This is a genomic window from Pseudomonas fluvialis (assembly GCF_002234375.1).
GTDB classification, from domain to species: Bacteria; Pseudomonadota; Gammaproteobacteria; order Pseudomonadales; family Pseudomonadaceae; genus Aquipseudomonas; species Aquipseudomonas fluvialis.
Window position 1 is genome coordinate 52,028 of the sequence record NZ_NMQV01000005.1, and the last position, 19,119, is coordinate 71,146.

Annotated in this window: 16 protein-coding genes; 5 read left to right on the forward strand and 11 right to left on the reverse strand. The window is 63.6% G+C overall.

What is annotated here, in order from left to right; genetic code table 11:
- Positions 1 to 2: 2 nt before the first annotated feature.
- Together CFY91_RS03835 and CFY91_RS03840 are read right to left on the reverse strand one after the other, a co-directional pair.
- Positions 3 to 1,025 carry a YeiH family protein gene (locus CFY91_RS03835; protein WP_093985027.1) on the reverse strand — a complete coding sequence of 341 codons (1,023 nt, stop codon included), beginning with the start codon at positions 1,023 to 1,025 and terminating at the stop codon, positions 3 to 5.
- Positions 1,026 to 1,126: 101 nt separating this feature from the next.
- Positions 1,127 to 1,453 (reverse strand): DUF1820 family protein, encoded by a 327-nt coding sequence (locus CFY91_RS03840; protein ID WP_093985028.1) that lies wholly within the window; start codon positions 1,451 to 1,453, stop codon positions 1,127 to 1,129.
- Positions 1,454 to 1,601: 148 nt separating this feature from the next.
- On the opposite strand from CFY91_RS03840, the gene miaB reads away from it, so the two are divergent.
- The 5 genes from miaB (at position 1,602) to lnt (ending at position 6,890) form a co-directional block, all read left to right on the forward strand.
- Positions 1,602 to 2,933, forward strand: coding sequence for a tRNA (N6-isopentenyl adenosine(37)-C2)-methylthiotransferase MiaB (gene miaB / locus CFY91_RS03845; RefSeq protein ID WP_093985029.1), 1,332 nt, complete (start codon positions 1,602 to 1,604; stop codon positions 2,931 to 2,933).
- Positions 2,934 to 3,027: 94 nt separating this feature from the next.
- Positions 3,028 to 4,020, forward strand: a complete 993-nt coding sequence (locus CFY91_RS03850) for a PhoH family protein (RefSeq protein WP_093985222.1) — start codon at positions 3,028 to 3,030, stop codon at positions 4,018 to 4,020.
- Entirely contained in the window at positions 4,017 to 4,496 is a 480-nt protein-coding gene (ybeY, locus tag CFY91_RS03855; protein ID WP_093985030.1) for an rRNA maturation RNase YbeY, read from the forward strand. The genes CFY91_RS03850 and ybeY overlap by 4 nt, the downstream gene beginning before the upstream one ends.
- A complete protein-coding gene (locus tag CFY91_RS03860) occupies positions 4,493 to 5,332 on the forward strand; it encodes an HlyC/CorC family transporter (protein WP_093985031.1) in 840 nt (279 codons plus the stop codon). The genes ybeY and CFY91_RS03860 overlap by 4 nt, the downstream gene beginning before the upstream one ends.
- 37 nt (positions 5,333 to 5,369) lie before the next feature.
- On the forward strand, positions 5,370 to 6,890 hold the full coding sequence (gene lnt / locus CFY91_RS03865) for an apolipoprotein N-acyltransferase (protein WP_093985032.1): 1,521 nt from the start codon (positions 5,370 to 5,372) through the stop codon (positions 6,888 to 6,890).
- A 7-nt stretch (positions 6,891 to 6,897) separates the two neighbouring features.
- On the opposite strand, the gene CFY91_RS03870 is transcribed toward lnt, so the two are convergent.
- The 9 genes from CFY91_RS03870 to CFY91_RS03910 all read right to left on the reverse strand — a co-directional run bounded on the left by CFY91_RS03870 (position 6,898) and on the right by CFY91_RS03910 (position 19,058).
- Positions 6,898 to 7,632, reverse strand: coding sequence for an anaerobic ribonucleoside-triphosphate reductase activating protein (locus tag CFY91_RS03870; protein ID WP_229727174.1), 735 nt, complete (start codon positions 7,630 to 7,632; stop codon positions 6,898 to 6,900).
- A 71-nt stretch (positions 7,633 to 7,703) separates the two neighbouring features.
- A complete protein-coding gene (gene nrdD, locus CFY91_RS16280) occupies positions 7,704 to 7,853 on the reverse strand; it encodes an anaerobic ribonucleoside-triphosphate reductase (protein WP_093985034.1) in 150 nt (49 codons plus the stop codon).
- A gap of 34 nt (positions 7,854 to 7,887) precedes the next feature.
- Positions 7,888 to 9,903, reverse strand: coding sequence for a ribonucleoside triphosphate reductase (locus CFY91_RS03880; protein WP_093985035.1), 2,016 nt, complete (start codon positions 9,901 to 9,903; stop codon positions 7,888 to 7,890).
- Between the two features lie 323 nt (positions 9,904 to 10,226).
- Positions 10,227 to 11,219: a GTP 3',8-cyclase MoaA gene (moaA, locus tag CFY91_RS03885; RefSeq protein ID WP_093985036.1), complete on the reverse strand. Its 993-nt coding sequence runs from the start codon at positions 11,217 to 11,219 to the stop codon at positions 10,227 to 10,229.
- A gap of 55 nt (positions 11,220 to 11,274) precedes the next feature.
- A complete protein-coding gene (locus tag CFY91_RS03890; RefSeq protein ID WP_093985037.1) occupies positions 11,275 to 12,207 on the reverse strand; it encodes a peptidylprolyl isomerase in 933 nt (310 codons plus the stop codon).
- A gap of 96 nt (positions 12,208 to 12,303) precedes the next feature.
- The gene (narI, locus tag CFY91_RS03895) at positions 12,304 to 12,999 is read right to left on the reverse strand and encodes a respiratory nitrate reductase subunit gamma (protein WP_093985038.1); all 696 of its coding nucleotides are present in this window, start codon (positions 12,997 to 12,999) and stop codon (positions 12,304 to 12,306) included.
- Complete coding sequence (gene narJ / locus CFY91_RS03900; RefSeq protein ID WP_093985039.1) at positions 12,992 to 13,747, reverse strand: nitrate reductase molybdenum cofactor assembly chaperone; 756 nt, start codon at positions 13,745 to 13,747, stop codon at positions 12,992 to 12,994. Before narJ ends, narI begins: the two co-directional genes overlap by 8 nt.
- A gap of 2 nt (positions 13,748 to 13,749) precedes the next feature.
- Positions 13,750 to 15,288: a nitrate reductase subunit beta gene (narH, locus tag CFY91_RS03905; RefSeq protein ID WP_093985040.1), complete on the reverse strand. Its 1,539-nt coding sequence runs from the start codon at positions 15,286 to 15,288 to the stop codon at positions 13,750 to 13,752.
- An 11-nt stretch (positions 15,289 to 15,299) separates the two neighbouring features.
- The gene (locus CFY91_RS03910) at positions 15,300 to 19,058 is read right to left on the reverse strand and encodes a nitrate reductase subunit alpha (protein WP_093985041.1); all 3,759 of its coding nucleotides are present in this window, start codon (positions 19,056 to 19,058) and stop codon (positions 15,300 to 15,302) included.
- Between the last annotated feature and the right edge of the window lie 61 nt (positions 19,059 to 19,119).

Consider the following 19,119-nt stretch of genomic DNA (forward strand, 5'->3'; position numbering starts at 1 on the left):
GCTCAGCGCCACAAGGGCAGGAGCAAGGCATTGATCGCGGCACCACCCAGCACCAGCCAGACGAACAGCAGGCCGCCCAGCCACAGCGGGCGCCAGCCGGCCTGCAGCACCGCGCGCAGTGGTGTGGCCAGGCCCAGTCCGGCCATGGCCAGGGCCAGCAAGGCGTCATCGAGGGCCACCAGGTGTGCCTGCCAGTCACGGGCCAACGGCCACTGCGCCTGGATCAGCAGCACCAGCAGGAAACCCAGGGCAAACCAGGGAATCGGCAGACGTGCCGCGCCCTCGCCAGGGCACTGCGCACGTCGCAACCAGGCGGCCAGCAGCAGCAGGAAGGGCACCAGCAGTAACACCCGGAGCATCTTGCTGAGCACCGCCAGTTGCGCCGCCGGCGCATCGATGGCACTGCCCGCCGCCACCACCTGGGCCACCTCGTGCAGGGTCGAGCCAATATAGATGCCGAAGGCCTGGCTATCGCCGCCCAGCCAGGCGAACAACTGTGGATAGAGCAGCATGGCCAGGCTGCCAAACGCCACCACCGTGGCCACGGCCACCGCTACGCGCTGCTGCCCGCCGCGCACCAGGGTCTCGCTGGCGACAATCGCCGCGGCACCGCAAATGCCGCTACCGGCACCGATCAACAGGCAGGTCTGGCGATCCAGGCCCAGCCAGCGCCGGCCCAGCCACAAGGCCAGGGTGAAGGTCGACAGCACCACCAACAGGTCGATCAGCCAGACCGCCGGCCCCAGGTCGAGTAACTGGCTCAAGCTCAGGCGTACACCGTAAAGGACGATGCCCAGGCGCAGCAGCGACTGGCGGGCCAGTGCCACACCCGGATCAGCGCGGGCAGCACAGCGCGGGTAGAGGGTATTGCCCAGCAACAGCCCCAGCAGCATGGCCAGTGCCAGCAGCCCCAATCCCGCCTCGCGGGCCCAGGGTTGCCCCGCCAGCCAGTGCGCCAAGCTCGCCAACACGGCACAGAGCGCCAAGCCGGGGGTATAACCACGCAGAGAAACTCGCCAAGACATGTGCCGCACTCCTGAAACCTCAGGAGCACAGGGTAATGCGCAGGCTTTATCAGTTAAATTTGATTATATGCTTATAACTTATCTTAAAAATAGATAAGCAATCACTTGTCCGGCATCGGCATGGGGAACGGCATGACATTGCCACCACCACGCGCCTCGCTGATCTTTGGCGTGCCCAGACGTTCTACTTCATCGATGCGGATGATCGCGTGCATGGGGATGAAGCTGCGCACCACGCCGTCGAACTGGGCCTTGAGTTTCTCCTCGCTGGGGTCAACGACCACCTGGGTCCGCTCACCGAAGACAAACTCCTCCACTTCCAGGAAGCCCCACAGATCGCTCTGATAGATCTGCTTGGCATACATCTCGTAGACCTGGCCCTGATTGAGGAAGATCACTTTGAAGATGGGGTTCTCACGCTTGCTCATGGTCAGACTGGAATACGCAGGTTTCGAAGGGCGCGCAGAATAGCACAGCCCCGCCGCCTGCCTGCGCCCATGCGACAGCCGTGCCCTACCCCCTGCCGGCCGGCTCTTCTATAATGCGCGCCCCGTCATTTCCCGGTGCTGTAGTCCCATGGCCAAGAAGCTTTACATCGAAACCCACGGCTGCCAGATGAACGAGTACGACAGCTCGCGCATGGTCGACCTGCTGGGCGATCAGCAGGCCATGGAGGTCACCGAAAACCCCGCCGAGGCAGATGTCATCCTGCTCAACACCTGCTCGATCCGCGAGAAGGCCCAGGACAAGGTGTTCTCTCAGCTGGGCCGCTGGCGCGAGCTGAAACTGGAAAACCCCGACCTGGTGATCGGCGTCGGTGGCTGCGTGGCCAGCCAGGAAGGCGCGGCGATCCGCGACCGCGCGCCCTATGTCGACGTGGTGTTCGGCCCGCAGACCTTGCACCGCCTGCCGGAAATGATCGACGCGGCGCGCACCACGAAAACCGCGCAGGTCGATATCAGCTTCCCCGAAATCGAGAAATTCGATCACCTGCCCGAAGCCCGCGTCGACGGCCCCAGCGCCTTCGTCTCGGTCATGGAAGGCTGCAGCAAGTACTGCACCTTCTGCGTGGTGCCCTACACCCGCGGCGAGGAAGTCAGCCGGCCGCTGGCCGACGTGCTGCTGGAAATCAGCCAGCTGGCCGACAAGGGCGTCAAGGAAGTCACTCTGCTCGGGCAGAACGTCAATGGCTACCGCGGCCCGACTCCGGACGGCCATATCGCCGACTTCGCCGAGCTGCTCTACGCGGTAGCCGAGATCGACGGTATCGAGCGCATCCGCTACACCACCAGCCATCCGCTGGAGTTCTCCGACGCGATCATCCAGGCGCATGCCGACATTCCCAAGCTGGTGAAATACCTGCACCTGCCGGTGCAGTCCGGCTCGGACCGTATCCTCGCGGCCATGAAGCGCAACCACACCGCGCTGGAATACAAGTCGCGCATCCGCAAGCTCAAGGCGGCGGTGCCGGACATCCTGCTCAGCACCGATTTCATCGTCGGTTTCCCCGGCGAGACCGACAAGGACTTCGAGCAGACCATGAAGCTGATCGAGGACGTCGGCTTCGACTTCTCCTACTCCTTCATCTACAGCGCGCGCCCCGGCACCCCGGCCGCCGACCTGGTCGACGACACCCCGGAAGACGTGAAGAAGCAGCGCCTGTCGATTCTGCAGACGCGCATTGCCCAGCTGGGCTTCGAGAACAGCCGACGCATGGTCGGCAGCGTGCAACGCATCCTGGTCAGCGACTACTCGAAGAAAGACCCGGGCAAGCTGCAGGGGCGTACGGAAAACAACCGCATCGTCAACTTCCCCTGCAACAACCCGGCACTGATTGGCCAGTTCGTCGAGGTACGCATCGACGACGCCCTGCCCCACTCGCTGCGTGGCACCCTGCTAACCGCCTGAAACCTATCCTGTGCCAGCCGGTGCTTTCGTCCACCGGCTGGCGCGGTTATCCTGCATGCCACCTTTCCTGCCGACTGGCGGCCAGCCGAAGACCTTGAACGCCTCGACCGAACCTCTGCGCTTTACCCTGGAACCCTTCGAAGCCCAGCGCTTCGCCAACCTCTGCGGCCAGCTGGATGAGCATCTGCGGCTGATCGAACAGCGCATGGCGCTGCAGATCCGCAACCGTGGCAACCAGTTTGAAATCCTTGGCGACAGCGTGCGCGCCCAGGCTTGCCAGCAACTCATCCAGCGCCTGTACCGGGAAACCCAGGCCACCGAGCTGAGTCCCGAGCTGATTCATCTGTACCTGCAGGAATCCGCGCTGGCCGATCTGGCCGAAGACAAGGCCGACCCGAGCATCGCCCTGAAAACCCGCAAGGGCATGATCCGCCCACGCGGCGCCAACCAGCAGCGTTACGTCAAGTCGATCCTCGAACACGACATCAACTTCGGCATCGGCCCGGCCGGCACGGGCAAGACCTACCTGGCGGTAGCCTGCGCGGTGGACGCCCTGGAACGCGAGCAGATCCGCCGCATCCTGCTGGTACGCCCGGCCGTCGAAGCCGGCGAGAAGCTCGGCTTCCTGCCCGGCGACCTGTCGCAGAAGATCGACCCCTACCTGCGCCCGCTGTACGACGCCCTGTATGAAATGCTCGGCTTCGAGCAGGTGGCCAAGCTCATCGAGCGCCAGGTCATCGAAGTCGCCCCGCTGGCCTACATGCGCGGACGCACCCTGAACAACAGCTACATCATCCTCGACGAGTCGCAGAACACCACCACCGAGCAGATGAAGATGTTCCTCACCCGCATCGGTTTTGGCTCGACCGCGGTGATCACCGGCGACATCACCCAGATCGACCTGCCGCGCGGCACCAAGAGCGGCCTCAAGCATGTCATGGAAGTACTGCAGGACGTCCCCGGCATTGGCTTCACCCACTTCCAGTCCAAGGACGTGGTCCGTCATCCGCTGGTGCAGCGCATTGTCGAGGCCTACGACCGTTTCGACGCCCGGCAGGCGCAGCACAGCACGGAGCGCCCGGCATGATCGAGCTGGACGTGCAGCACGCCTACCCGGGCAGCGTGCCCAGCGAGGCGCAGTTTCAGCGCTGGGTGGCGGCAGGCCTGCAACCGCGCAGTGCCGATTCCGAGCTGACCATCCGTCTGGTCGACCAGGCCGAGGGCCAGGCACTCAACCTGCAGTGGCGCGGCAAGGACTACCCGACCAACGTGCTGTCCTTCCCCGCCGAGGTGCCCGAGGGCATCCTCGACATTCCGCTGCTCGGCGATCTGGTGATTTGCGTGCCGGTGGTCGAGCGCGAGGCGGCCGAACAGGGCAAGGCCCTGGAAGCCCACTGGGCGCACCTGGTTATCCACGGCTGCCTGCATCTGCTCGGCTTCGACCATATCGACGATGACGAAGCCGAGGAAATGGAAGCACTGGAACGCCAGCTATTGGCTGAATTGGGCTTTCCCGACCCTTATCGGGATGATCAACCTGAGAGTGACGAGCAAGCATCATGAGCGAAGATCGATCGAGCAGCGGGCAAAGGTCCTGGCTGGAGAAAATCACCCAGGCGTTTGCCCATGAGCCGCGCAGCCGTGAAGAGCTGCTGGAACTGCTCCGTGAAGCGCAACGCAACAAACTGATCGACAGCGAAGCCCTGTCGATCGTCGAAGGTGCCATCCAGGTCGCCGACCTGCAGGTTCGCGACATCATGGTGCCGCGTTCGCAAATGGTCAGCATCAAGGCCTGCCAGAGCCCGCGCGAGTTTCTCCCGGCGATTCTCGACGCCGCCCACTCGCGCTACCCGGTGATCGGCGAAAGTCAGGACGAGGTACTCGGCATCCTGCTCGCCAAAGACCTGCTGCCGCTGGTGCTGCAAGCCCCCGACCAACCGTTCAATCTGCGCGAACTGCTGCGCCCGGCCACCTTCGTCCCCGAGTCCAAGCGCCTCAACGTGCTGCTGCGTGAGTTCCGCGCCAACCGCAACCACATGGCCGTGGTCATCGACGAATACGGCGGCGTGGCCGGCCTGGTGACCATCGAGGACGTGCTCGAGCAAATCGTCGGGGAAATCGAGGATGAGCACGACGTCGAGGAAGACAGCTTCATCAAGCCACTGCCCAGCGGCGACTTCATCGTCAAGGCACTGACCCCGGTGGAGCAGTTCAACGAGTATTTCCACAGCCAGTTCTCCACCGAAGACTTCGATACCCTCGGCGGACTGGTGATGAACAGCTTTGGCCACCTGCCCAAGCGCAACGAAACCACCGAGATCGGCGAGTTCCGCATTCGCGTGCTGAATGCCGACAGCCGGCGTATCCACCTGTTGCGCGTCACCGCGCTGGACAAGTGATACAGCGCGCGGCGCGCGTGGCATGACAAGGATTCCCATGCACTGGATTACCCGCGCCGGCTGGCCCGGCCACCTGATCGCCCTGGGCGCCGGCGCGCTGACCCCGCTGGCCCTGGCGCCCTTTGCCATCTGGCCCCTGGCGCTGCTGAGCATTGCCCTGTTCTATCTGGGCTTGCGCGAACTGACGCCACGCCAGGCGGCACTGCGTGGCTGGTGCTACGGCGTGGCTCTGTACCTAGCTGGCAGCGGCTGGATCTACGTGAGTATCCATGACTACGGGGCGGCTTCACCACTGCTGGCCGGCGGCCTGACCCTGGCGTTCTGTGCGGCCGTGGCGCTGTTCTTCGCCCTGCCCGCCTGGTTGTGGGCACGCTACCTGCGCCGCCCGCGACCAGGCGTGGCTGAAGCGCTGGCCTTTGCCGCGCTGTGGCTGGCTCAAGAGGCTTTCCGCGGCTGGTTCCTCACCGGCTTCCCCTGGCTCTACGCCGGCTACAGCCAGCTGGATGGCCCGCTGCGCGGCCTGGCGCCGCTCGGCGGGGTGTGGCTGCTGTCATTCGTCCTGGCGCTGACGGCCGCCCTGTTGTGCAACCTGCTGCAACTGCGTCGCCAGCACCTGGCGTTGGCCAGCGGCCTGAGTCTGTTGCTCGGCCCCTGGTTGCTCGCCCAGGCGCTCAACGAGCATGCCTGGACCCATGCCAAGGGCGAGCCGCTGCGCGTAGCGGCCATTCAGGGCAATGTCGAGCAGAACCTCAAGTGGGACCCGGACGCCCTGGAGGCGCAACTGGCCCTGTACCGCGACATGACTTTGGCCAGCCCCCCGGCCGAGCTGATTGTCTGGCCGGAAACCGCCGTACCGGTACTCAAGGAATACGCCGAAGGCTACCTGGCGGTGATGGCGCGTATCGCCAGCGACCGCCAGGCAGCGCTGATCACCGGCGTGCCGCTGCGCCAGGTCAACGCGGCGGGCGAACGGCGCTTCTACAACGCCATCACCGTGCTGGGCGAAGGCCAGGGCACCTACCTCAAGCAGAAGCTGGTGCCGTTCGGTGAATACGTACCCCTGCAGGACCTGCTGCGCGGGCTGATTGCCTTCTTCGATCTGCCGATGTCCGACTTCGCCCGCGGCCCGGCACAGCAGCCGCTGCTGCAGGCCAAGGGGCTGCGCCTTGCCAGCTACATCTGTTACGAAGCGGTCTATCCGGAATTTGCCGCCGAACTGGCGCGTGACAGCGACCTGCTGCTGACGATCAGCAACGACACCTGGTTCGGCCGCTCCATCGGCCCCGTGCAGCACCTGCAGATGGCCCAGATGCGCGCTCTGGAAGCCGGCCGCTGGATGATCCGCGCCACCAACAACGGGATCAGCGTGCTGATTGATCCGCAGGGGCGCATCCAGTCGCGCATTCCGCCGTTCGAGGCGGCCATCCTCTATGGGGAAGTGCAGGCCATGCAGGGCCACACCCCCTACCTGCGTTTCGGCAGCCTGCCACTGGCTATAGTGGCCGCGCTGATTGTGCTTGCCACGCTGCTGGCCAATCGCCTGGGCAAGACCCTTTAGCGCGGCATCATTCACGCAGCACGAAGCGCGGAAACAGCGCCTGCAGCTCCTGCCAGAGTTCATCCAGCGGGCCGGGCGCGCGGCTGGCGGGCAGTTGCCGGTCAAGCAGCTGCCCGGCGCGCGCCAGTTGCACCACGTAATCCTGCACGCCCGCCTGATGCAGCTGACGGGCCAGCGCCAGCAACTGCGCAGGGCTGGTCAACTGCCAATGCACGGTGGTGCGGCATTCATGGGCCACGCCGCTGCGTAGCAGCAATGCCAGGCTCTGCCAATTGGCCTGCCCACTGCCGGCGACCAGGGTGATCTGCTCGCTGTGCGCGGCCTGCGCCTTGACATCGAAGCCCACCCAGTCGCACAGCGGCAATACCTCGGCCAGCGCCGCTGGCTTGATGCCGGCGCTGTGCAGGCCCACCTTGAAACCCAGTTCGCGCACTTCGCCCATGGCCGCGGCCAGCCCTGGCTGCAGGGTGGCTTCGCCACCACTGAACACCACGGCCTGCAGCAAACCCTGACGACGTCGCAGGAACTGGCGTACCTGTTGCCAGTCCAGCTCGCTGTCACTGCGCGGGGCAATCAGTTCGGGGTTATGGCAATAGCGGCAACGCCAGGCACAGCCCTGGCAGAACAGCACGCAGGCCAGGTGGTCGGGATAGTCCAGCGTGGTCATCGCCTGCAAGCCACCGATCCGCAGGCTGCAGGCCCGCTGCGCACGCGGCAGCGTGGCCGAGGGAGAAGCGCTCATCGACATTCATCCTTGCACACAGGGCAACGCCCCAGCCGCCACAGGCGGGCCGGGGCGTCAGGTCATCGCGGTTACTTGGGCTCGCAGAAGTGCTGGCGCTCGCGGTGCTCGGACTGCTTGCCGGGATTGAAGGCGGCCACCGGACGGTGATAGCCCATCACGCGGGTCCAGACCTCGCAACGCTGACGTTGGCTTTCCGGCAATTGGATGGATGCAGACATGGTGTAGCTCCTTGTGGTTTGCGGGGGTTGAAGATCAGGCGCAGCTGCTGCAACGCGCCTGCTGCTTGAGCAGCAGGGCTTCGTCGCACTTCGGACAGAACTCATGCTCGCCGGCCAGATAACCGTGTACCGGGCAGATGGAGAAGGTCGGCGTAATGGTCAGGTACGGCAGGCGGAAGCGACTCAGCGCGGTGCGCACCAGCTGCTTGCAGGCCTCGGCCGAGGAAATCCGCTCGGCCATGTACAGGTGCAACACAGTGCCGCCGGTGTATTTGCATTGCAGCTCATCCTGCAGCTGCAGAGCCTCGAAGGGATCGTCGGTGAAGCCCACGGGCAGTTGCGAGGAGTTGGTGTAGTAAGGCGCCTCGGCACTGCCAGCCTGGAGAATCTGCGGGTAGCGCTGACGGTCTTCCTTGGCAAAGCGATAGGTGGTGCCTTCCGCCGGCGTGGCTTCGAGGTTGTACAGGTGCCCACTGTCCTCCTGAAACTGCACCAGGCGCGCACGCACGTGGTCGAGCAGGCGCAAGGCCATGTGCCGGCCGGCCTCGCTGTGCATGCCTTCACGATCCGCGGTGAAGTTGCGCACCATCTCGTGCAGGCCGTTCACGCCGATGGTGGAGAAGTGATTGCGTAGCGTGCCCAGGTAGCGCTTGGTGTAGGGATACAGGCCATTGTCCATGTGCTGCTGGATGACCTTGCGCTTGACCTCCAGGCTCTCGTAGGCCAGTTCCAGCAACAAGTCGAGCTGTTGATACAGGCCTACCTCGTCGCCGCGGAACAGATAGCCCAGGCGCGCGCAGTTGATCGTCACCACGCCCAGCGAGCCGGTCTGCTCCGCCGAGCCGAACAGGCCACCACCACGCTTGAGCAGCTCGCGTACGTCCAGTTGCAGGCGGCAGCACATCGAGCGCACCTGGTTGGGTTGCATATCCGAGTTGAGGAAGTTCTGGAAGTACGGCAGGCCATAGCGCGCGGTCATGTCGAACAACCGCGTCGCATTGTCGCTGTCCCAGGGAAAATCATGGGTGATGTTGTAGGTCGGGATGGGGAAGGTAAACACTCGGCCCAGGCCATCGCCAGCCATCATCACATCGATGTAGGCACGGTTGATCAGCGCCATCTCGGCCTGCAGCTCGCCATAGGCAAAGGGCATTTCCTCGCCGCCAATGTAGGGAATCTGCTCACGCAGGTCCTGCGGACACACCCAGTCGAACGTCAGGTTGGTAAAGGGCGTCTGGGTCCCCCAGCGCGACGGCACGTTGAGGTTGTAGATGAACTCCTGGATGGCCTGGCGCACCTCGGGGTAGCGCAACTGGTCCTTGCGTACGAAAGGTGCCAGGTAGGTATCGAAGGAACTGAACGCCTGGGCGCCCGCCCACTCGTTCTGCAAGGTACCGAGGAAATTGACCATCTGCCCCAGGGCGCTGCTCAGGTGCCTGGGCGGACCGGCCTCGATACGTCCGCTGATACCATTGAAGCCTTCGTTGAGCAGCGTGCGCAACGACCAGCCGGCGCAATAGCCGGCCAGCATGTCGAGGTCATGGATGTGCAGGTCGCCTTCACGGTGCGCGGCACCAATCGCCGGGCTGTACACCTCGTCGAGCCAGTAGTTGGCGGTGACCTTGCCGGCGACGTTGAGGATCAGCCCACCCAGCGAATAGCCCTGGTTGGCATTGGCGCGCACGCGCCAATCCTTGCGCGACAGGTATTCGTTCATCGATGCCGCGACATCCACCAGTGCCTTGCGATCACGACGGCGCCGACCATGTTGTTCGCGGTAGACGATGTAGGCGCGTGCCGTGGCGTAATAGCCCGCCTCCATCAGCACGCGCTCGACCACGTCCTGCACCTGCTCAACCTCCAACTCGTCCGCCGGCAGGCGCAGCAACACGGCCTGGCACAGGGCCTCACCCTGTTCAGCAGGGTACTCGCCGGTAGCTCGCCCGGCAGCCACCAGCGCCCGAGTGATCTTTTCCGCGGCAAACGGCACCTGACTGCCATCGCGCTTGCGCAGAGTTCCGTTCCGTGCCGCCTGCCCCGGGATGATCATACAAAGCCTCCTGAACACAACATGATGTTTGTTTATCACCAGATAAACACAAGATGCTGTGTACTCTAGGCGTAAATCCCTGAAAAAAATTGACCAGCGTCAAGCCGTGCCACACAGCTCCCGCGCTGCCAGTCGCCGAGTCGGCGGCAAACCCGCGGCAGTCGCGGCTGCGCCCCTGAAGGGCGCCACGCAAAAAAAAGCCAACCTGTGCGCGGCAGCACAATTTTTGGGAGCGCACAAAAAAAACGCCACACACCGGGTTGGAAACGGCGCGTGGCGCGATGGCCTGAAAGGCCAGGCCAATGGGAGGTAAACGGGGCGCTTCAGCCGCCGCTGGCGTTCATGAAGCGCAGGATCTGAACATCACCGTTGCTGCTGAACTCGTGGCGCAGCGGCTTGCGGTTGAGCCCGGCGCGGATAGCGTCGAGCAGGGGTTGGTCAGTTTCCGGGTAACGACGCAGCAAGGCACGCAGATCAATGGAGTTCTCATGCCCCAGGCACAACAGCAACCGCCCCTCCACCGTCAACCGCACCCGATTGCAGGTGCTGCAGAAATTGTGGCTGTGCGGCGAAATAAAGCCGATGCGACTGTCCGGGAACTCCTTGAGGCGTACATAGCGGGCCGGCCCGCCACTCTGCTCGGGGCTGTCGAGCAGTGTGTAACGCGCGCCGATAAGCGCACGTACCTGGTCGCTGGAACAGAAGCTTTCACCGCGTGAGCGGCCCACCTCGCCCAGCGGCATTTCTTCGATGAAGCTGATGTCCAGGCCGCGACTGACCGCATAGTCGACCAGGTCGACCACCTCGTCGGCATTGCGCCCCTGCATCACCACGGTATTCAGCTTGATGCGCGCAAAACCGGCCTGGCGCGCTGCCTCGATGCCGGCCAACACCTGTGACAACTCGCCGGTACGGGTAATCGCGCGGAACTTGTCATCCTGCAGGCTATCCAGGCTGATGTTCATCCGGCGTACCCCGGCATCGGCCAGCGGCCGGGCCAGCTTGCCCAGTTGCGAGCCATTGCTGGTCATCACCAGCTCACGCAGCCCGGGTAGCGCAGCAATCTTTTCACACAGCCCGACGATGCCCTGGCGTACCAGTGGCTCGCCGCCGGTCAGGCGAATCTTCTTCACGCCGTTGCGCACGAACAGTGCCGCCAGGCGATACAGCTCTTCCAAGCCAAGCACCTGTTGGCGCGGCAGAAAGGTCATGTCCTCGGCCATGCAATACACACAGCGGAAATCGCAACGGTCGGTCACCGACATACGCAGGTAGTCGATGCTGCGGCCAAAGCCATCCTGCAATTGCGTGGTCATACCGGCTCCCTATTCGCCGAAGCGCGCCACACACCATGGCACGCGCTCCAGTGTCTTATTGCACCAACGGCGACTCGGCGCCGTCGAGAATGATGCCCTGGATATCCGCTTCGCCCACCAGCCCCTTGAGGTACTGGGCCACCGCCACCTGCCAGACACGCTGGTTGAGCTCGGCACGGATGCTGCCCTCCACCGCCTCGTAGGGCAACAGCTGGCCTTCGATACGCTGGTCGACCCATACCACATGGAAGCCGTAGCGGCTTTCCAGCGGCTGGCTGGCCAGTCCCAGCGGCAGGCGGAACAACTGCCGCTCGAACTCGGGGACCGTCTGCCCCTTGCTGATCTGCCCGAGGGCGCCGCCCTGCGCCTTGGACGGGCAGGCCGAGTGGGCCATGGCCAAGGCAGCAAAATCTGCGCCAGGCTGCTGTAACTGACTGACCAGTTGTTCGGCCTGGGCGCGCATCGCATCGCGCTCGTCGGCATCATCCGCCGGACAGGCCAGCAGGATATGCCGCGCCGCCAGCAGCGGAGCACTGGCATAACGCTGCCGGTTGCGCTCGAAAAACTGTTGGCAGGCCGCCTCATCGGCCACCGGCAGCGGCACTTCGCACTCAATCAGGGCACGAATGGCCGCTTCTTCGGCCGGCTCGCCGGCGTGTGGCGTGACCTGCAGGCCAAGCGCCTGGATACGCTGCTGCAACAGTTCGCGAATAACCAGCGCCTGGCAGGCCAGGAACACTGCTTCCTGGCGATTCGGTGCGGGATGGTATTGCAACTCGCGGGCAATACTTTCCGCCTCCAATGCCACGCCGTTGACCTTGATGCGTGGCCACTCCTGCTCACTGCTGGCAATCAGCTCGGGCGCTGCATCAACGAATTCCACCGCTGCTGCGCGCACTTCCTCGGCAACCGCCTGCTGAATGACCCCGCTGTCGTTCTGCTCACCCGAGCAACCGCCGCCATTGCCACCACCACAACCACAAGCCATGTTTAACTCCTCACGCCGCCTGGGCGACGTGTCATGAATCTGTCTCGTGTCCTCGCCCGTGCCGACCTGTGGCGGGCGCGGGCGAGGACGCGTGGATCAACCGCGCTGACGGACGATCTGGTAACGACGCCCCAGGTACCAGACCGGCGCGCTGACAATGTGCACCAGACGGGTGAAGGGGAACAGCACGAACAGGGTCAGGCCGAGGAACACGTGCAGCTTGTACACCAGGCTGACCGGCTCGATGGCCGCGGCGGCCTTGAGCGGCTGCAGGGTAACGGTGTATTGCGCCCAGTCGGCCAGCATGACCATCACCGAACCATCCATGTGATGGGTGGAAGCGACAATGGTGCCCAGGCCCAGCAGCAGCTGCACCAGCAGCACCAGCAGGATCAGCACGTCCGAGGGGTTGGAGTTGGCCCGCACCCGGTCATCGGTCAGTCGACGCTTGATCAGCATGAGCAGGCCGACCAGGCACATCAGGCCGAAGAAGCCGCCGACCGCCATGGCCACCAGTTGCTTGTGCTCGGTGCTGATCACGTGATGGTAAACCGCATGCGGTGTCAGCAGGCCCACGAAGTGGCCACCCAGCACAGCGAGGATGCCGACGTGGAACAGGTTGCTGGCAATGCGCATGTAGCGCTGTTCAGCGGCCGTACGGTTGAAAATCTGGCTGGAGCCGGCTTTCCAGGTGTACTGCGACAGGTCGAAACGCGCCCAGCTGCCAATCACGCAGATAGCCAGGGCGATGTAGGGATACGCGCCAAAGGCGAGTAGGTTCAGGTTAGACATTGCGCACCTCCTGGGCCAGCTCGGTGGCCTGGCCGTCATGCTTGAAATCGACCCAGTGCAGCGGCACCGGCACTTCCTCGCGGGCCTTGCCCGGCAGGGTGGTCTGGCTGGGGCAGCGGTCCTGCTGCTCGGCCTGGAGGAAGTCCACGGCCTCTTCTTCCCAGATCTTGTCCAGCGCTTCCAGCGAGTCGTCGCGCGTCTCGCCGGCCACCTGCTCGAGCAGCTCGGCCACGGCCTGCTGCGGCTCGCAGCCGGCAATCTGCAGCAGTGCTGTGAAACAGCCCGCATAGGGGCTTTCACGCTCTTGCAGACGTGCCGCCAGCAACGCCAGCAGATGCTCGACATCGGCCAGGCCTTCGCGCGCCTCGAGGTCCTCGCGGGTGGCCAGGTACTCCAGGTACAGCGGGATGTAGTCGGGCAGCTCGCGCACGCCAATGGCAAAGCCGGCGTCCTCGTACTGCGCCATCAGGTCGACCATGGCCTGACCGCGATCACGCGATTCGCCATGCACGTGCTCGAACATCAGCAGCGACAACGAACGGCCCTTGTCGAACAGCTCGCTGTAACGCTCCTGGATATCCATCAGATCGCTAGCGGCCAGCGTATCCAGCAGCTGCAGCAGCGCGGCGCGCTGTTGCGGGCTGATTTCCCGGGCGGCGGAGATAGCCGCGACGAGTTCGTCGCGGCCTCCCTGCAAGGCCTCGGTCGGATAATCCAGCAGCAGCGAGATTACCTTGAGGATTTGCATGTTCAGTCCTCCCACAGCTGGACGGTTTTCAGCACGTCACGCTTGTTGGCTTTCTTGCCACCAAACATGTTGGTGTCGGAGGAACCATTGCAGCCGCTGCCGAAGCTGAAGCCACAGCCGGAACGCTCGGCATAGGTGTCACTGAGGGCCTGCTCGCGATGCGCGGTGGGGATCACATAGCGATCCTCGTAGTTGGCGATCGCCAGGTAGCGGTACATGTCCTCGACCTGGGCAACCGACAGCCCGACGCTTTCCAGGACCTGCAGGTCCTGTACGCCGTCCACCTGTTCGGCACGCTTGTAGGCACGCATGGCCAGCAGACGCTTGAGGGCCAGCTTGACCGGCTTCTCGTCGCCCGCGGTGAGCAGGTTGGCCAGGTAGCGCAGCGGAATACGCAGGCTGTCGACGTCCGGCAGTACGCCGTCCATGCTCACCTTGCCGGCGCTGGCGGCGTTCTGGATCGGCGACAGCGGCGGTACGTACCAGACCATCGGCAGGGTGCGGTATTCCGGGTGCAGCGGCAGGGCCAGTTTCCAGTCCACGGCCATCTTGTACACCGGCGACTTCTGTGCGGCCTCAATCACCGACATCGGTACGCCATCGGCCAGTGCCTGCTTGATGACCTTCGGATCGAAGGGATCAAGGAACATTTCCAGCTGTTTGGTGTACAGGTCATGCTCGTTCGGCGTGCTCGCCACTTCCTGGATACGGTCGGCGTCATACAGCAGCACGCCGAGGTAGCGGATGCGCCCCACGCAGGTTTCCGAGCACACGGTGGGCATGCCGGCTTCGATACGCGGGTAGCAGAAGATGCACTTCTCGGACTTGCCGCTCTTCCAGTTGAAGTAGATCTTCTTGTACGGGCAACCGCTGATGCACATACGCCAGCCGCGGCACTTTTCCTGGTCGATGAGGACGATGCCGTCCTCTTCACGCTTGTAGATCGCACCGCTCGGGCACGAGGCCGCGCACGCCGGGTTGAGGCAGTGCTCGCAGAGGCGCGGCAGGTACATCATGAAGGTGTTTTCGTACTGACCGTAGATGTCCGCCTGGATGGCATCGAAGTTCTTGTCCTTGCGGCGCTTGGCGAACTCGGTACCGAGGATTTCCTCCCAGTTCGGGCCCCACTCGATCTTCTCCATGCGCTTGCCGGAGATCACCGAACGCGGGCGGGCCACCGGCTGGTGGTCGCCCAGCGGCGCGGTGTGCAGATGCTGGTAGTCGAAATCGAACGGCTCGTAGTAGTCGTCGATGCTCGGCAGGTCCGGGTTGGAGAAGATATTCGCCAACACGCGGAACTTGCCGCCGATCTTCGGATTGATCGAGCCGTCGGCATTGCGCACCCAACCGCCCTTCCATTTTTCCTGGTTTTCCCACTCTTTCGGGTAGCCGATACCGGGCTTGGTTTCGACGTTGTTGAACCAGGCGTATTCCATACCTTCACGGCTGGTCCAAACGTTCTTACAAGTGATCGAGCAGGTGTGGCAGCCGATGCACTTGTCCAGGTTCAGAACCATGCCGACTTGTGAACGAATCTTCATGGCAGTACTCCTCAAATATCCTGCGGCAGGGGTTGCGGCAATGCGTCGCCGTTAGGGCCGTCGAGCCAGTCGACTTTGTTCATCTTGCGTACCACGACGAATTCGTCGCGGTTGCAGCCCACGGTGCCGTAGTAGTTGAAGCCATACGCCAGTTGCGCGTAGCCACCGATCATGTGGGTGGGCTTGAGCACCACGCGGGTCACCGAGTTGTGGTGGCCACCACGGGTCTTGGTGCTCTCCGCGCCCGGTACGTTCACGATGCGTTCCTGGGCGTGGTACATCATCACCATGCCTTCCTTGACCCGCTGACTGACCACCGCACGCGCGGTCAGCGCGCCGTTGGCGTTGAAGCACTCGATCCAGTCGTTGTCCTCGATACCCACTTTCTTGGCATCGATTTCCGACATCCAGACGATCGGACCACCACGGCTCAGGGTGAGCATGATCAGGTTGTCGGTGTAGGTGCTGTGGATACCCCACTTCTGGTGCGGGGTGATCCAGTTCAGGCAGATTTCCGGATTGCCGTTGCTCATCTTGCCTTTCACATACCCGGTCGAACGGGTATTGATCGGCGGCCGGTAGCTTTGCAGCCCCTCGCCGAAAGCCAGCATCCAGGGGTGATCCTGGTAGAACTGCTGACGGCCGGTGACGGTACGCCACGGAATGTACTCGTGCACGTTGGTGTAGCCGGCGTTGTAGCTGACATGCTCGTCTTCCAGGCCAGACCAGGTCGGGCTGGAGATGATCTTGCGCGGCTGCGCCTGGATGTCACGGAAGCGGATCGCCTCGTGCTCCTTGGGCAACGCCAGGTGGCTGTGGTCGCGGCCGGTGAACTCGGACAGCGCCGCCCAGGCCTTGACCGCCACATGGCCGTTGGTTTCCGGGGCCAGCGAGAGAATCACTTCGGCAGCGTCAATCGCCGATTCGATCTGCGGACGCCCCTTGCTGACACCTTCCTCGCGCACTTTGTAGTTCAGCTCGCCGAGGAACTCGACCTCGTGCTCGGTGTTCCAGTTGATGCCCTTGCCGCCGTTGCCCAGCTTGTCGAGCAGTGGGCCGAGCGAGGTGAACTTCTTGTAGGTGTTCGGGTAATCGCGCTCGACCACCGTCATGTTCGGGCAGTTCTTGCCCGGTTGCGGCGCCTCGCCGGCGGTTTTCCAATCGCTGCCACCGAAGGGTTGCGCCAGCTCACCGGGCGTGTCGTGCAACAGCGGCACGGTGACCAGGTCCTTTTCCACCCCCAGGTGGCCTTCGGCCATCTGCGAGAAGGCCTTGGCGATGCCCTTGTAGATTTCCCAGTCGGAACGCGCTTCCCAGGCCGGATCGGTAGCGGCCGACAGCGGGTGGATGAAGGGGTGCATGTCCGAGGTGTTCATGTCGTCCTTCTCGTACCAGGTCGCGGTCGGCAGGACGATGTCGGAGTACACGCAGGTCGAGGACATGCGGAAGTCCAGGGTGGTGACTAGGTCGAGCTTGCCGATGGCACCCTCGTCCTGCCATTCCGCCTCGGTCGGCTTGAAGCCGTCGGCACGCTTGCCGAGGTCTTCGTTCATCACGCCGTTCTTGGTACCCAGCAGGTACTTGAGCATGTACTCGTGGCCCTTGCCGGAGGAACCCAGCAGGTTGGAACGCCAGATGAACATGTTGCGCGGGAAGTTGACCGGGCTGTCCGGCTGTTCGCAAGAGAAACGCAGCGAGCCGTCTTGCAGCGACTTGACCACGTAGTCCTTGGCATCCATACCGGCCGCAGCGGCATCCCGGGTGATCTGCAGCGGGTTACGGTTCAGCTGCGGGGCGCTGGGCAGCCAGCCGGCGCGTTCGGCACGGATGTTGTAGTCGAGCATGTGCTCGGGGAACTGCGACTTGTCGGCCAGCGGCGAGAGCACTTCGTGAATGCTCATCTTCTCGTGACGCCACTGCGAACTGTGGTTGTAGAAGAAGCTGGTGCCGTTCATCTGGCGCGGCGGACGGTGCCAGTCCAGGCCGAAGGCCAGGGGCAGCCAGCCGCACTGCGGGCGCAGTTTCTCCTGGCCAACGTAGTGGGCCCAGCCACCACCGGTCTGGCCTACGCAACCACACAACATCAGCATGTTGATCAGGCCGCGGTAGTTCATGTCCATGTGGTACCAGTGGTTCATCGCCGCGCCGACGATGATCATGGAACGGCCATGGGTCTTGTCGGCGTTGTCGGCGAACTCGCGGGCGATCTGGATCGCCTTCTCGCGGCTCACTCCGGTGATCTGCTCCTGCCAGGCCGGGGTACCCGGTACGCTGGCATCATCGTAGCTGGCCGCCACATGCTTGCCGCCCAAGCCACGGTCGATACCCAGGTTGGCGGCCATCAGGTCGAAGACCGTGGCCACTTTGACGCTGCGCCCGTCGGCCAGGGTCAGGCTCTTCACCGGCACCCGGCGCAGCTGGATTTCTTCGCCTTCAACGTGTGCGAAGTGCTCGTGCACCTGGCCACCGAAATAGGGGAAGGCAACCTCCACGGCTTCGCCGCCGTCGATCTGGCTCAGTTGCAGGTCGACATCACGACCGTCCTTGCCTTCACGGGCCTCGATGTTCCACTTGCCCTTCTCGCCCCAGCGATAGCCGATGGAACCCAGCGGCGAAACCAGCTCGCCACTCTGGCCGTCGACGGCAATGGTTTTCCACTCGGGGTTGTTTTCCTGCCCCAGGTTGTCGGCCAGGTCGGAAGCACGCAGGAAACGGTCGGCACGGAAGCTGCCGTCCTTCTCGTCGAGCAGTACCAGCACCGGCAGGTCGGTGTAGCGCTTGGCGTAGTCGCGGAAGTACGCGCTGGGTTTCTCCAGGTGGAATTCCTTGAAGATCACATGGGCAAAGGCTTGCGCCAGCGCGGCGTCGGTGCCCTGCTTGGGGTTCAGCCAGAGGTCGGTGAGCTTGGCGACTTCCGCGTAGTCCGGGGTAATCGCCACGGTCTTGGTGCCCTTGTAGCGAACTTCGGTGAAGAAGTGCGCGTCCGGGGTACGCGTCTGCGGCACGTTGGAGCCCCAGGCGATGATGTAGTTGGAGTTGTACCAGTCGGCCGACTCCGGCACGTCGGTCTGCTCGCCCCACACCTGCGGCGAGGACGGCGGCAGGTCGCAATACCAGTCATAGAAGGACAGGCACACGCCACCGATCAGCGACAGGTAACGGCTACCCGCTGCGTAGCTGACCATGGACATCGCCGGAATCGGCGAGAAGCCGACCACGCGGTCCGGGCCGTGCTGCTTGACGGTGTAGACGTTGGCCGCGGCGATGATCTCGTTGACTTCGTCCCAGCTGGAACGGATGAAGCCACCCATGCCGCGCTTGCTCTTGTAGCTGGCAGCCTTGACCGGGTCGCTGACGATACTGGCCCAGGCTTCAACCGGGGCCATGCTGCGCCGCGCTTCACGCCACAGCTTGAGCAGTGGCTTGCGTACCTTGGGGTACTTCAGGCGGTTGGCGCTGTAGATGTACCAGCTGTAGCTGGCGCCACGCGGACAGCCACGCGGCTCGTGGTTGGGCAGGTCGTTACGGGTACGCGGGTAGTCGGTCTGCTGGGTTTCCCAGGTGATCAGACCGTTCTTCACGTAGATCTTCCACGAGCACGACCCTGTGCAGTTGACCCCGTGAGTGGAGCGCACGATCTTGTCGTACTGCCAGCGCGAGCGGTAGACGTTCTCCCAGTCACGAGATTCCTTGCGGGTCTCTCCGTGGCCGTTGGCGAACTCACCTTGCTTCCTGTTAAAGAAGCGCAGTTGGTCGAGCAAGTGGCTCATCTTTCTTCTCCTCATCCCGGCTCTGGCACACAAGTCTGGCCGGATTACCTATCAACGGTTA